12 protein-coding genes are annotated in these 13,474 nt (G+C 41.5%); 3 read left to right on the top strand and 9 right to left on the bottom strand.

Features of this window, described 5'->3' with window-relative positions; translation table 11 throughout:
• Positions 1-31: 31 nt before the first annotated feature.
• From A4S05_RS19570 to A4S05_RS19550, 6 genes are read right to left on the bottom strand one after another with little or no spacing between them, the layout of a single operon-like run.
• Entirely contained in the window at positions 32-2,956 is a 2,925-nt protein-coding gene (locus tag A4S05_RS19570) for a DUF1156 domain-containing protein (protein WP_069071468.1), read from the bottom strand.
• 5 nt (positions 2,957-2,961) lie between these two features.
• On the bottom strand, positions 2,962-3,459 hold the full coding sequence (locus A4S05_RS19565; RefSeq protein ID WP_069071467.1) for a PIN domain-containing protein: 498 nt from the start codon (positions 3,457-3,459) through the stop codon (positions 2,962-2,964).
• On the bottom strand, positions 3,456-3,746 hold the full coding sequence (locus tag A4S05_RS19560) for a hypothetical protein (protein ID WP_069071466.1): 291 nt from the start codon (positions 3,744-3,746) through the stop codon (positions 3,456-3,458). Before A4S05_RS19560 ends, A4S05_RS19565 begins: the two co-directional genes overlap by 4 nt.
• 17 nt (positions 3,747-3,763) lie before the next feature.
• The gene (locus A4S05_RS41765; RefSeq protein ID WP_159402665.1) at positions 3,764-3,913 is read right to left on the bottom strand and encodes a hypothetical protein; all 150 of its coding nucleotides are present in this window, start codon (positions 3,911-3,913) and stop codon (positions 3,764-3,766) included.
• A gap of 54 nt (positions 3,914-3,967) precedes the next feature.
• Positions 3,968-4,624 (bottom strand): ImmA/IrrE family metallo-endopeptidase, encoded by a 657-nt coding sequence (locus A4S05_RS19555; protein ID WP_069071465.1) that lies wholly within the window; start codon positions 4,622-4,624, stop codon positions 3,968-3,970.
• Entirely contained in the window at positions 4,611-4,997 is a 387-nt protein-coding gene (locus A4S05_RS19550) for a helix-turn-helix domain-containing protein (RefSeq protein WP_069071464.1), read from the bottom strand. The genes A4S05_RS19555 and A4S05_RS19550 overlap by 14 nt, the downstream gene beginning before the upstream one ends.
• 227 nt (positions 4,998-5,224) lie before the next feature.
• On the opposite strand from A4S05_RS19550, the gene A4S05_RS19545 reads away from it, so the two are divergent.
• Genes A4S05_RS19545 through A4S05_RS19535 form a run of 3 tightly spaced genes read left to right on the top strand, consistent with a single transcriptional unit; the run spans position 5,225 to position 7,342 of the window.
• Positions 5,225-5,503, top strand: a complete 279-nt coding sequence (locus A4S05_RS19545; protein WP_069071463.1) for a multiubiquitin domain-containing protein — start codon at positions 5,225-5,227, stop codon at positions 5,501-5,503.
• A gap of 13 nt (positions 5,504-5,516) precedes the next feature.
• A complete protein-coding gene (locus A4S05_RS19540; RefSeq protein ID WP_069071462.1) occupies positions 5,517-5,897 on the top strand; it encodes a hypothetical protein in 381 nt (126 codons plus the stop codon).
• Entirely contained in the window at positions 5,894-7,342 is a 1,449-nt protein-coding gene (locus A4S05_RS19535) for a ThiF family adenylyltransferase (RefSeq protein WP_069071461.1), read from the top strand. The genes A4S05_RS19540 and A4S05_RS19535 overlap by 4 nt, the downstream gene beginning before the upstream one ends.
• Positions 7,343-7,593: 251 nt before the next feature.
• Here the strand turns inward: A4S05_RS19535 and A4S05_RS19530 are convergent, their stop codons facing one another.
• The 3 genes from A4S05_RS19530 to A4S05_RS19520 all read right to left on the bottom strand — a co-directional run bounded on the left by A4S05_RS19530 (position 7,594) and on the right by A4S05_RS19520 (position 13,221).
• Positions 7,594-9,297 carry a hypothetical protein gene (locus A4S05_RS19530; RefSeq protein WP_141699757.1) on the bottom strand — a complete coding sequence of 568 codons (1,704 nt, stop codon included), beginning with the start codon at positions 9,295-9,297 and terminating at the stop codon, positions 7,594-7,596.
• 259 nt (positions 9,298-9,556) lie between these two features.
• Positions 9,557-9,985, bottom strand: a complete 429-nt coding sequence (locus A4S05_RS19525; RefSeq protein ID WP_015130210.1) for a DUF7680 family protein — start codon at positions 9,983-9,985, stop codon at positions 9,557-9,559.
• A 2-nt stretch (positions 9,986-9,987) separates the two neighbouring features.
• The gene (locus A4S05_RS19520; RefSeq protein ID WP_069071459.1) at positions 9,988-13,221 is read right to left on the bottom strand and encodes an ATP-binding protein; all 3,234 of its coding nucleotides are present in this window, start codon (positions 13,219-13,221) and stop codon (positions 9,988-9,990) included.
• Between the last annotated feature and the right edge of the window lie 253 nt (positions 13,222-13,474).

Below are 13,474 nucleotides of genomic sequence, written 5' to 3'. Positions count from 1 at the left end.
ATTAGTTATTGTTTGGGCGGGTTCGGAATTATCAGAATAAATCCAATTGTCCTCCTTCATTAAATGGTATCTCAGGTTGCACATAAGAGACTTTGGCTTTGATTTCATCCATAGCCAACCACAAATCTAATAAGGCTTTTTCTTCAGTCAGGCGTTTCTTTTCATCACCAATGCGCGGAATTACTTTCAACGCTACTTCAAATGTCCGCATAAATAAATCGTTGCTAACTAAGCCTGTATTTTTCATAAATCTGCGGACTGGTTCTGTATTTTCTTCCTCTTGGTAAAGAGCGATAATGGCATGGAGTCCATCAACCAAATATCTGGCAGAAAATTCAGTATCGGTGACGGAGAAGGCGCGTTTTTTCAAGCGTTGTTGCGGGGTGAGTAATTTACAGTAACCGCTTCCAGAATCGAGTAGTTTGTGTTTTTTGACTAAATCGGAAACATCAAAACCACCGACTGCTAAAGCCAGTTGTCTGGCTTCATCGAAGGGGAATTCTCGCGCTTCAAAGGTATCCCATGCCAAGATGTACCATTGGGTTAAAGGGTCGATACCGTTGAAGTCTTTACCTTTTAATAAGTTTTGTAATCGGTATTCGACTACTGCTTGGCGTACTTCTTCAAATGCTGCTTTGGGTTCAACTGGATTACCTGCACTGTCGAGGACGGAACTGTATTTAGTAAACTCTCTCAAAGCACAACCAAAAGCACTTAAACACAAGTTAATACCAGGGGGTTTAATGCGGCGTGTGTTATCTTTTGCTTCTTCTTCATTGACCGCAGGATAGGGATTTGCTACTTTATCAGGTGCAGAACGAGAATCTCCTGTTAAACATTTTTCTAGCTCTGGTGCTTCTTTAAAGACGATATTTCGCACCTTGATACGCACATCATCCCACCAAGCTTGTTTAGCGTTGGGGTCACGTTTGCGGCACACTAAAAGCACGGTGCTGGAAACTGCATTTTTCTGCGCTTGGTGCAAGTTTTGTGGGTTTTCGGTACTGACAGCCCATGATGCGGTGATCTCGAAACCAGCATTGATCAGGGATTTGGCTAAGACATCCCACGCGCCTGAGTCTTTGTGGTTGAATTGTACTGTCATCACGCCGTCGTCGCGGAGGACGCGGTGATATTCGGCAAACGCCATCGCCATTTTTGCTTCATAGTCTTGGTTGGCGAGTTTTTCAGGTGTAATTGCTTCAGTGGTATCAGTAGCAGGTCTACCCATCCCTTTAAAGCGTGAAGGGTTGGCGACGGCTTCGCGTTCTTTGTCGGTGAGTTCTAGGTAGAATAATTCGGGGAAGATGTCGCCGAGGGTGCGTTTTAGCCACACGTAGAAAAAATCTGAGAGTTCAGCGTATTGAATTGTGGCGTAGTAAGGTGGGTCGGTGATGACTGCATCTACGGATTTATCGGGGATGTGAGTTAAATTATCGGCTGATGCTGAATTAATTTGAATGAATTTTGGCTCGTGTATTTCAATCCCTACGTTTTCTACTGTACCGAATTTAGTTCCAAGTAATGAGCAAAGATTTTTATAATCAGAGGCAAACATATCTACACATAAATTCCACAAATCACCTGCACCATTAATTTCTGGATAATTCCACATCAAATTTAATGAATGTTGTGTAGATGCTTTTTTTGAACTGACTCTCGATGCATCCCAAATACATAATCTACAATTTGCATCAATACAACGATCTAAAACTAAAGCTAAATAAGTAATAATTCCTAGCGCTCTCTCTAAAGAATATTCCGCTTGAATCAGTTCCTTTGCTTCATTGATAAGTTCTACATAAGTTACCAGTGTCAAAAGCTGGCGCTGATTAAACATATCTATCCAATTTGGACAAAATATTCTTATTTGTTCATCAAAATCTTTTCCTTCTGGTATTACCTCGTCAGGTAAAACATTTTTTTGTTGCCAATTATATAAATGAGCTTTGAAAAACGCTTCTGCTTTATTAACACCATCATTATCTAATTCTGTTGGGATTCTAAGGGATAGGCTTCCCTGTCCTGTTTTAGAAGCAATTGCATATAATTTACAACTCATCTGCTTATTTTTAGCAGCTTGCATAATAATTTGATTATCAATTACATTTCCACAATTAGGGCATCTGCCTACACCTCTACTAATAGTGATTTTAGTATCTGGATCGTATTCTCCATCAGCAGTTTCAATTGTTGTTCCCTTCCCCTTCCTGCCCCTAACCAATTCAAAATCAACCCGCTTATTTTCAGGATTAGGAATTGGCTTGATAGCGCACCATTTATGTAAATTCTGCTTTTCCGGGCGTTTATATAACCACCAATTCGGACTCAACGGAACAACAGACTCACAACTCGGACAAACAACAGTATGCACCCATAAATAATTCTGCACAGTTTCCCCAGGTAAAGAAGGGAAAAATTCAGCTAACCTTTTCTGGGCTTCATCGCCTACCCACTTCACCCATTTATCAATATCCTGCTGCAAATCTGGGCCAAACTTTAGCGGATATTCCATCGCCGCCTTCATCGTCACCACCGCCACAGGATTTAAATCAGAAGCCAGCACATTTAACCCATATCTCGCCGCCTCAAAAGGTATACTTCCACCACCTGCAAAAGCATCTAAAACAGTCGGTGTGCGAGTTCCCCAAACCTTCTCACAATAATCCTGCACCTTCTTAATTTGCACAGAATTAGGCGGCGTTTTATATAGCTTTACCTCCTTCCCCGGTACTAACCCCAGCAAATATTCAAACTCTTGCATTGTGATATCTGCTGGTAATAATGAAGCCAACACACTGGCACGACTAAAAGATAATGGCTTACGCGAATACCAGCGATGTAATCCTTTAAATGGATTTCCCCCGTGTTCAAAATTAACTTGCTCGTTTAATACCTGTACAGGCATCATTTTTTCAATAAATACAGCAGGGCGTTTAGAAGTTGAGTCAGACATTTTTATTACCAACCATAAGTCCGAATATTATTAAAATTAATTGTATCAATACCTACTTTTTGCAGATAATTAGCTAACTTGAAATCATCTGTAAGCACTAAATATTTATTTTTTGCTAAAGTCACAATTCCACAGTCAGTCAGCCCATATTTAGTAAAATTATCTAGCTGAACAGCATTGACACTTTCAATATAAAATTCATCTAATGCAGTCATCGCTTGAGCAAATACAGAGTAACATTGAGAACGTTCTGGTTCACCAATCTGGTTAACCAGACTATTCACTTCAGTCAGCACATTAGGAGTTGTAACAATTTTTGAGAAATACGACAAAATACTCACGAGCAAATCATAATCTTCCGGTAAAAACTTTTCAGTCCGATTAAATTGTGATATTCGATTTCGATTTACAGTTCCAACAAACCAAAGCAGTAAAATATTTGTGTCAATTAAAATTCCTTTTTGTTTATAAGTTTTAAACAACGAGCTAATATAATCTTTCATACCTCACGAATTTTCATCGATTTTACTTCCCCTGTTTCGGCATCTATGGTAAATATTTTATACTCGCGTTCATATTTAGTACCTAAAGAAATAACATCAGAGAGAAGTGTCCTTTCAGTCTTAGTTACAGGGCGATTAAAACCTAATGTTACATACCAAAACCTTTTATTCTCTGACAATTCTATTTCTTCAAGCAAGATATTATCGATAGAATTGCCTATCATATCCTGTATACCTTCAAAATATTCTTTAGCAGCTACAACAGCATTACGCACGTCAATTTTCATATACTTTACCTCCTGATTTATAATGACAAAGGCTTACGCGAATACCAGCCATGTAATCCTTTAAAAGGCTTTTCCTCATATTCAAAACTAACTTGCTTGTTCAGCACTTGCACGATTATTATTTTTTCGATAAAGACGGATAGGCGTTTGAGGGTTGAGTCGGTCATACATTAATAGTGCTAGATAAAACACTAACCAGTATTAGCAAATCTTTTACTAAATTACCAGGTTAGCTCCTTTGTCTGCTTCTGTGGACGTTTTATCCGCTTGAAAACAGGTATACCCATCTGCTCCTCAAGTTGCTGCCATTTGACTCTGTTAAAAGAGCCTTTTGGAGCAAACCCAAGAAATTCTGCTTTCTTAACCAACCCTGCATAGGAAAGTGTCGTCTTAGTTGCGTGCTTGAGCTTAACTAAAATCTCTGGATTACATTCCCCCTTTTTGACCCCCATTTGAACTAATAAATCTTCAAAGTCTTTTTCTGGAAACATCAGTTCAGCAGCAAACACTTCAGCACCAATTTCAATTTTGTCATTTACATTGTCATCACCACACCATAAAGCTTTATAGTCACGATCAACCAAAAAATGCTTTAATTCATGACCCATTGTAAAAATTGCAGGTGCGTCAGGAAGAAAGCGGTTAACCATAATAGTTACACCGTGTTCATCGTTAAAGAAAGCCCCCCGCAAACTTTTGAGTTTTACTGTGGGGGGCGCACCTTTTACAGGCCATAAATCAAATTGAATGTCGTATTTCTTGTAGATAGCACGTATATGTGACCGTTGTACCCGTGGAGTATTCAAGCCATGCTCTGTCCTAATTTTGCGTGCAAGGGCTTTCATCTCCTCGTAGTACTCATAATCAGTCTGCTTCATCCTGTTTTTTCCTCTTGCGCCCTGGTTTCGACTGCTTCTGAAAACTTCGAGCTTTACGAAATTCTGCGTATTTGCTTAATTCCTCTAGGTCTTCAGGAGACAACTGTTTAGCTGCGCGTAACAATGCAGTGAGTTGGTCGTTAGCTGGAGCTTCCTCTGGCGGGAAAAAAGTCAAAATTGACACTCCAAAGAACCGCGCAAGGCGTTCAAGGTCTTCAATGGTTGGGCGATAAGTGGCAGTTTCCCAGCGAGAAATTGTGTTCGCAGTATTTCCCAATTCCTTAGCAAGCGCTTCTTGGGACAACCCCTTACCTCCTCCATAACTCACACGTAAATTTCGGATTTGTCCTCCGATGTACTCCATCAAACTCATGTGTTTTGTAATTTTTGCGACTATCCTCATCTACTTAACTATCCTTTTATAGGATATTGCTTCCTTTTGCTGTTGACGTTTCCTTGTAGTAAAAGTTATCCTCCTGAAATAGGAAGATAATTCAACACCAATAGGATAATTAAGCTGCTTCAGTATTTTTACGGCAAAATGTCATCCTTAGACAATCAGTACTCAAAAGTTCAATTCAATACATAAGGAGTATTCCCATGCAAATTGATGCTGCAAAAGATACCGAATCCATCTCCAAAAAACCAAAAATAATTACTGTTATTGTCAATGAACGCCCTGTAACCTTCTCAGAGCATAAGGCTACGGGCTTGGAAATCAAGCAAACTGCCATCAAACAGGGCGTAGCGATTCAGGAAGATTTTGTACTGTTTGAGGTCAAAGGCAATTCTCCCCTCAAGCAAATTGGAGACTGCGAAACCGTTACCCTGCACGAAGGGCAAAAGTTCCGCGCCACTGCACCCGATGACAACTCATAGGGAGGGGATACCAATGACACCTGAAGTTGAACAGGCGATCGCAGAAATTCAGCAAGCCTTTCCAGGACATTCCGTCGAAGTGGAAGCTGAAGCGCAGGGTGGCGCAAACGTCATTGTCCATAAACTACTGATTGGTGAACAGTATGTGCCTTCCAGCAGTTGGGTAGGCTTTGCAATTTCCTTTCAGTATCCCTATGCAGATGTCTACCCGCACTATATAGATTCAGGGTTACGTCGGGTTGATGGTTTAGTTCAAGGTGATGGGTTCTCCTCAGCTAATTGGCGAAATCAGCCTGCAATCCAAGTATCGAGGCGTTCCAATCGATTGAATCCAGCTATTGATACGGCTACATCCAAATTAACTAAGGTTCTTACGTGGTTGAGAAGCCGATGAACAAATCTATTGAATTCAGAATTGATCAGCCACTTTATCAAAAGCTTGATCGCCATCTTTTTCCTGGTGATGGTGATGAACATGGCGCGGTGATTGCAGCAGGTATTGTAGAAACCCCTCGCGGTATCTGCCTGCTGGCGCGTGAAGTTTTTCTAGCGCAAGACAGGATTGACTATGTACCTGGTACTCGCGGCTACCGTGCTTTAACTGCAAAGTTTGTAGCTGAGATATCAGGTTACTGTGCAGAACAGAATCTCTGCTACTTCGCCGTACACTGTCATGGTGGTAGAGATGAAGTTTGTTTCTCTGCTGATGATATGGCATCCCACGAACGAGGGTATCCGGCGCTGCTCGATATTACTCGTGGCGGCCCGGTGGGGGCACTAGTATTTGCCAAAAACGCCGTAGCAGGAGATATCTGGACTCCCTCTGGTCGCTTCCAACTCGACCACATGACCGTCATCGGTTCGCATATTCGGCGACTTTATCCTGCGCCCCAACCCCGACTGTGTGCCGCCAATCCCATGTACGACCGCCACGCACGCTTGTTTGGCGATGTCGGACAAGAAATTTTCGCCAATTTAAAGGTGGGAATCATCGGACTTGGCGGCGGAGGTTCGCTAATCAATGAATGGTTGTCCCACTTGGGAGTTGGACATATCGTCGCTATCGACTTTGACCGCATTGAATTAACTAATCGACCCCGAATTGTTGGCACAAATCCTTGGGATGCAATGACTTGGTTAACTAAACAGCCGATTCCGTGGTTGCAAAAACTCGGCAAACGACTGGCTGCTTATAAAGTCCATGTCGCCCGCCGGGTTGCAAAACTTGCTAATCCCTCCATCCGCTATGATGCGGTTGTGGGAAATATCGTCGATGAAGCGATCGCAAAGTTACTAGTAGATGCCGATTTCTTGTTCTTGGCAGCGGACTCGATGCAAAGCCGTCTAGTTTTCAACGCCCTAGTGCATCAGTATCTGATTCCAGGAATTCAGATTGGTGCTAAGGTTCCTGTTGATAAGCAAACTAGGCAAGTTGGAGATATTTTCACTGCTACTCGACCCGTACTTCCTTATGCTTATGGTGGTTGTCTCCACTGCCATGAATTAATTCCGGCTGGTAGGTTACAACAAGAAGCATTGAGTGAAGAAGAACGGCGAACTCAACGGTATGTTGAGGATGAACATATCGCTCAACCCAGCGTCATTGCACTCAATGTTAAGTCTGCCGAGCAAGCTGTGAACGATTTTATGATGATGTTCACAGGACTTTATCAACCAGAAGTCCAACTGTGCCATCAATTAAGGTTTGCGCGAGAACGCAGCATTATCAATGTGGAGCCGCGTGCCAACGATGATTGTTTGGATTGTAGCAGCAGTTCTCGCAGTCGTCGCGCCAAGGGCGATCGCTATCGTCTCCCCTGCCGAATGCCAAATGTGTAGCAGTTGGGGTAAATATAGCCTAGCTGACATCAGAGGGAAAACGAACCTCAACCAAGTATTACACGTATTACACGGCAGAGCGAGTTTCATCAAACATTTGATACCGCGATGACCTCCGGTCGGTCGGAGACCATCGCCAAAAGCGGGACGCAGCCCATCGCAAAACAGTTTGTTGGATTGTCTGTTGCAGAACTTGAAATTTTACGCGATCGCATTTTGTTGGAGCTGAAGTTAGGTAAGCAAGCCACTGGTTACAAAGCGAAGGCACTTATTATTGAATTTAAGCAGGATACCACAGCATCAACACATAAATTCCAGCCTTTTCTAGGCGTTTGAGGAATTGTTGATTCGCCCATTAATCGAAAACAATTTTCTAAGTCAGGATTACCGATGTGTGCTGAACCACCACGAAGCTCATTTAAAGCAACTAAGGGGGCAGTTATTGATCGAGCTTGAGCTTGGTCTATTCCCTTAGCCATCAATATGTTTTCCAACAGCTTTATTTGTCTTAGCTTGTTGTCTATTGGTTTGCCTAAAGCCGTTAACGCATCACGGAGGGAGCCAATCTGCATAGTTTCAATAACCCATCCGTAAAGAATTTTAGCAAGTTCCAGAACATCGTTATACTGACTGCTAAATACTCCTATACTTAAGCTGTTTAAATTTTTCTGATCTGGTTTAATATCGTTAAAAAGTGGAACAGAGAATTGCTTTTGAAAAATAGTATCAAGTTGAAAGAGCGCCTCTTCAATTAATTCCGTTGTTCCCGGTGAATGAGGTGGATTGTTTTGCATTCTGGTCTGGAACATTTCTTCACAGATATCACCGCTCGGTATAGACGAAAACGATGACCAATAGGCTTGTTCTGAAGGGTTAAGATCAGCTATGTCGGGAGCAAAGGCATTAACCAATCCTTGGGAGTTGATGCCTACATCAATTGTACCTCTGTCACCTGGTAAGGAAGCTACTCCCCAATTTCGCATGTGAAAAAATACGTTATATCCAGGGGTTTGTAGATATTTTTGCAAAACTTCTGGGCGGAAATGTAAGTACCCATATTGTCCAATACCTTGCTCAATATAATTTCCAATGTAAGTATTTTGAGGTAAGATTTGCTTTTTCGCTTCACTATTCACAATGAATCTAGGATACTCTGTTTCCTCTATTGGCGTTTTTCCAAAAAAGCACCAAGGACTACGTTCAAAAATTGGTTGGTCATAAGGACGAATAATAAAATTACGCTGAAGAATAGAGCGCCCACGGAAAAAACCATCATCAGTAAATTCAGGTTTGTGTATACTCGTTGAAATACTGTTAAAATCGTCTACTTGCTTGTCTTCTATTTCCTCTAGCCCAAGTTCTTCTTCTGTTGTAGCATTTGCAAATCTGTCAGCTACTACACAGATAAGTAATCCCATATTTAGTGCTGCTAAGAAATCACGTAAATAATGACGATGAACGGTTACACTAGCAGTTGAATCGTAATATTGATGAGGATCTAGGATAGCTTCAGCCACAAGAATATTATCTACGGGATGATAATATTGAGAATTATTGTCTTTTTGCAGGGCATGGTAAGTAAAAAAATCACGACTGAGTTCAACGTTAAATTCTTTGGTAATTGGATGTTTTATTAACAAAACTAATGGATATAAATCAATATCTCCATAATTGCTGTAATCACCAAAATTGAATTGATCCTGAAAATTCCAGCCTGTGTCAAATTTTAAGTCGGATGGTGACTTAATGATCGTAGCGGCGTTATCCAACTGGTTAACTGGTACTAAAGCAGAGCTTATTTGCCATTGTTCTTTTCGCCAATCTGGTAAATTGTATTTACTGGATTTCTTGTCCCAGAATTTTTCCACTGTAATTAAGTCACCTACAGTAGGATTATAGGGCGACTTATCTTTATCTAAGTACTGAAACCAAGCAGACAACTCCGTAAGCGACAATTAGCACCTCCTCTACTTAACTATCTTCTTTCAATTCTAGCTACTGATTATCAAGACCCGAACTACTCGCACAGACAATTTCCGGGCATAAAATTTTTAGACATAAGCTAAAGAAAGTGTTCTAACTGATCTAATAACGCTTCAAACGTCTGCTGCTTCTCCAGATCATCCCAGAATTTAACTTTCTTCACTATAGTATAAATTTCTTTCAGTCTCTGCGGATATGTAGCCGTCTGATCAGTGCTATCCCCAGTTGCAGCTAATCACCAAGCAATACGCGAATCGCTTTCAAAGCCTGATTACGTTTCCCATTGCTAATCTTGGCAAACCAGTAGTGCGATTCTTCATAACTCATAGCTCTAATCCCTTGGGCAATATTCGCAATCCGTTCTATTTTAGAAAGCGGTTGCAAAGTCTGAAACAGTAATGCCAGATTTATTCCTGATTCCTCATTCAAAACATAAGGAGTTTGGCGATTGTGACTTAAGGTTTTGGGGTCATAATTATTCGCCTTCAAAGAATCATAAATTGCCTGTTTCACCTGAATTAAAGCATTGCCCTTTAAACGCCCAATGCGTTTGGCAGAAGGACGCTTTTTTTCACCGGCTTTTTTATAAGCACATTGATACAACTCAAGGGCAAAGTTATTATTATCTGTGGGAACCACTCGCAGTTGAAACTCTTGCATCTTTAGTAAGTCACTTTAGCCGTCAAATTCAGCCTGTCAACCGGATTACGATTCAGGGCTTGTTTGATATTACTGATTTCTGCGCCGTTTGGTTGCACTGGAGATGAAAATTCAAATACGAGCTTCAGCGAAACGTCAGCTTTTACATCCGGGCTACTTAGCAAAGTGTTAACAGCCCCCTGAAAACTCTGAAATCCTTTAACTGGCCCTTGATACTCTAACCTGATAAACTGTTCATTAACAGTAATAGTTGCCGTTTGGTCGATTTGCAAGGGTAGCTTGATCAACATAGGGAAAGCCGTCATCAACTTGCGGTAGTCCATTACTTGCCCAACGGAGATTTCCAACGACTGGATACCCTGAACTTGATTATCTTGGATGCGATCGCCTAATTCATTAAACACCCGATCGAGTGTTCCCTCCAAATCAAATTCTTCCGGTTTGGCTTTAAATAGAGGTGAATCATCCCACGAATCGTTCCCATCTTCGCCTGCGCTTGGTGTACTGGGTGTTCCAGCACCATAAGCCAATATCTTGGCTTGGGTTTCCCTTTCCTCTACTTCGCCATTGCCGTAGTCAGCTACAATTTTGAAAGTTGTGGTTTTAGCGATCGCTGTTTCATGTTCATCACTAGGGCGAAACTCCCCTGTAACCAAATTCCCATCCTGATACAGCTTAATCGTCAAAGCCCCCGATGCTTTCCACCGTATCCGCACAGGTTTTACCGATTCTGTACTGGACAAGACTTGAGCATTCAGTTCAATTTCTCGCGGTTTTGGTGGTTCCAGAATTCCCCGGCGGTAGAGTTCTATCCTCTCAGAAAATTCTATAGAGTCGGGCAAAGTAAATTTACCGTCATCGGTTTTTATAAACAGCTTTTCACCAACCTTCATATCCCAATTACCAGTCTGCAACCCCTGGCGGATAGTTAATCGCAGCTTGGATAACTCAGCTTCGACAAATATATTTAAACTCAGGTCTTTGGCAAAAGCCTCTTTCAATGCTTTAGTTGTCCAATGGTTTAACCCAGACGGCCACACCTTCTGCAAAATGTAAGCAGGTGCATAAGGGGGTAATTCTTCAGCACGGATTTTTTGACAATCTTTTAGTGCTTTTAAAATGACATCTTGTTGATTATTTTTGCCCTTGATATCGCTAGAATCTTGTGCAGAAAGAGTATAGTGCATTAAGCCTTTAGCAGCTTTTACGGGGTCATTAGCGGGGTAAAATAAGTGGCGGTAGGCATTGGTTAAAGATACCCTCACCCCTAAATCAAGAGAACCTTTTTTATCTTTGAGTTGCTTTTGCTGATTTTCTGATAAATCTTGCAAGCGATTGGGAGAATTTAGAATATTCTGAATGGCGCGGAACTCCCTAGCGTTGTCAATCGCTCGTTCTAATTCTTGCTTGTTTGCAACTAAAAACAATAAACGATTTCTAAATGTGCGAAACTTACCTGACTCACCTGTTTCATTAAAAATTTTCTCCACCATTGGCGGTGGCCCTTCAGTGGTTACAGAAATAGTCGCCTCGCTAAAGTCAATTAAACACAGGGCGATGCTATCCGACACATCATCCACTTCTGCTGGTGATTCCGGTGCAGGAACTAGTTTGAAAAATTTATCAGCAAAAATGGTATCGCGGCGACTTCGTAAATCATCCTTTGCCTCGGTAATTCCAACTTGGGCTTTTTCTTCAGCAATAATTTTATTGATTGATGGTTCTTCCTTGAAACGAGCCAAAGTTGTCATTGGATCATTTTCCAAGTACCAAGCAACTTCACTCAGTTTTTCTAAAGCAGTATCAACAAAGCCAATTTCTAGCCCTGGTGTCAACAAAGATAGATTTAATTCGGCGCGACGAATACCCGCAGATATACCTTGAGTAATGGAATGCAAAAAAATAGTCCGGGCTACCCAGGTTGAAAAGGGAGGTTTACCAGCAGCAATCCATACTGCATCTTGTAACTGAGCGTGTGCTTCTCTACCATCTTTGTTGTAAATGTCTGCTTGGATCGTAATCCGCATCAAAGGACGTTCCAAACGGGCTGTTAAATCGCTGGTGATTTCCTCTTCAATACCAACAGGAATGTGGTGAGAATGAATTAGCGGTATCCATCCACTAGTATCGTCCCATAGATAACGTATAACTCTAGCAAATAACCGCAAAGCGCCTCTGGTGCGTTGGAAGTTTGGGATCGAGGCAATCTTTTTAGTCAGCAGGTTAAATAATTCTGGGTGGAAGGGATAACTCTGCTCAATACTGTCGGCATAGCGTGCATCTTTGCAACCATCTGGTAAATTAATCCGACTAGCTTTATAAGTTTGTAAATATTCTTTTGAAGCATTATTAGCAGCGTTAGCTTCAATACTGGCGAATACTCGCTGCTTAACTATATTGTAAATTTCAATATCAGTGCTGGGTTTAATGATCCGCTCTTGCCTAGCAGTAGCGGAAATCGTTTCCCGGATTTCGGTGGTTTCTTCGCCAAAACTATCAGTGGAGGAAGCCAGCGTGTAAACAAATACTAAATTATTACAAGATGCTGCTAAATCCATGAGGGCGAATAAAAAAGCAACTACCTGTCCAGCTAAGTTGCTGTTACCAACTAGAGTAGCCTTGGCTTTTCTCAGGTATGAGGCAATTTCATCGATGATAATGACTGTGGGTTGCCCTTGGATTATCCTTTCTAAAACTACTGTGCCTGGACTGACTCGCTGTTCGTCAGAACCTTTAAGCAGGCTATAACCTGCTACACCATTAATTTGATAGGCAATTTCTCCCCAAAGGGTATAAGTGGTAACGCCAGTGTCCGCATGGTAAACACCGTTAACTGGATCAAGGTCTTGGCAAGCGATCGCAGCTGCTTGAATCGGTCGGTCTGGAATTAAATTTAGGTCAACAAAACGGTCTAGTCCAGAAATGTCCCGCCCATTTTTGGCAATGTGCCACAAAGCAATTTCATCATGGGTTTTACCACCACCAAAGCTGGTTTCCAGTCGAATAATGGGGGAGCCGACAGCAGCACCTACCAACCGCCCAAACACTTCAGAGATTAAAGTTTTCAAACCATCGGTGGCAAATGTATTGGCGAAAAAGGCTGTGGGATCTTGGTAGACTTGGGGCGCAAGTCCTTCGACAACTAGCCGTAACTTAGCGGCAAATAAATCAGAAGAGAGTTCTCCCTCTAAAATTTCTTCTCTAGGAATGCAGGTTTTGAATACTGACGGAAGCATAGAAATATATTGACCGTTACTAGTTGAGGGTTGACAGTCAATACCAACCGTCAACAACTTAGTGTTTTTAAAAATACACTTACTTGTTTCAATTGATTAATTCTATACACAATTATGATATTTTTGCACTTATTTAGGTCACAAACTACAAAAGTTCTTTAATTGACAGCATAGGTCATATTCGTGCGTTACTCCTGGGACTCTTCAAGGGCAGCGATCGCTATGCCAGAGAAATCAACTTCTCATTTTCGCT

The organism is Nostoc sp. KVJ20, from assembly GCF_001712795.1.
Classification (GTDB): domain Bacteria; phylum Cyanobacteriota; class Cyanobacteriia; order Cyanobacteriales; family Nostocaceae; genus Nostoc.
The sequence above is the reverse complement of the archived record's forward strand: the minus strand, read 5'-3'. Positions and strand labels throughout refer to the sequence as shown.

Coding starts and splice junctions, on each gene's coding strand:
- A4S05_RS19570 (WP_069071468.1), bottom strand. CDS start 2,956: ATGTCTGACTCAACTTCTAAACGCCCTGCTGTATTTATTGAAAAAATG.
- A4S05_RS19565 (WP_069071467.1), bottom strand. CDS start 3,459: ATGAAAGATTATATTAGCTCGTTGTTTAAAACTTATAAACAAAAAGGA.
- A4S05_RS19560 (WP_069071466.1), bottom strand. CDS start 3,746: ATGAAAATTGACGTGCGTAATGCTGTTGTAGCTGCTAAAGAATATTTT.
- A4S05_RS41765 (WP_159402665.1), bottom strand. CDS start 3,913: ATGACCGACTCAACCCTCAAACGCCTATCCGTCTTTATCGAAAAAATA.
- A4S05_RS19555 (WP_069071465.1), bottom strand. CDS start 4,624: ATGAAGCAGACTGATTATGAGTACTACGAGGAGATGAAAGCCCTTGCA.
- A4S05_RS19550 (WP_069071464.1), bottom strand. CDS start 4,997: ATGAGTTTGATGGAGTACATCGGAGGACAAATCCGAAATTTACGTGTG.
- A4S05_RS19545 (WP_069071463.1), top strand. CDS start 5,225: ATGCAAATTGATGCTGCAAAAGATACCGAATCCATCTCCAAAAAACCA.
- A4S05_RS19540 (WP_069071462.1), top strand. CDS start 5,517: ATGACACCTGAAGTTGAACAGGCGATCGCAGAAATTCAGCAAGCCTTT.
- A4S05_RS19535 (WP_069071461.1), top strand. CDS start 5,894: ATGAACAAATCTATTGAATTCAGAATTGATCAGCCACTTTATCAAAAG.
- A4S05_RS19525 (WP_015130210.1), bottom strand. CDS start 9,985: ATGCAAGAGTTTCAACTGCGAGTGGTTCCCACAGATAATAATAACTTT.
- A4S05_RS19520 (WP_069071459.1), bottom strand. CDS start 13,221: ATGCTTCCGTCAGTATTCAAAACCTGCATTCCTAGAGAAGAAATTTTA.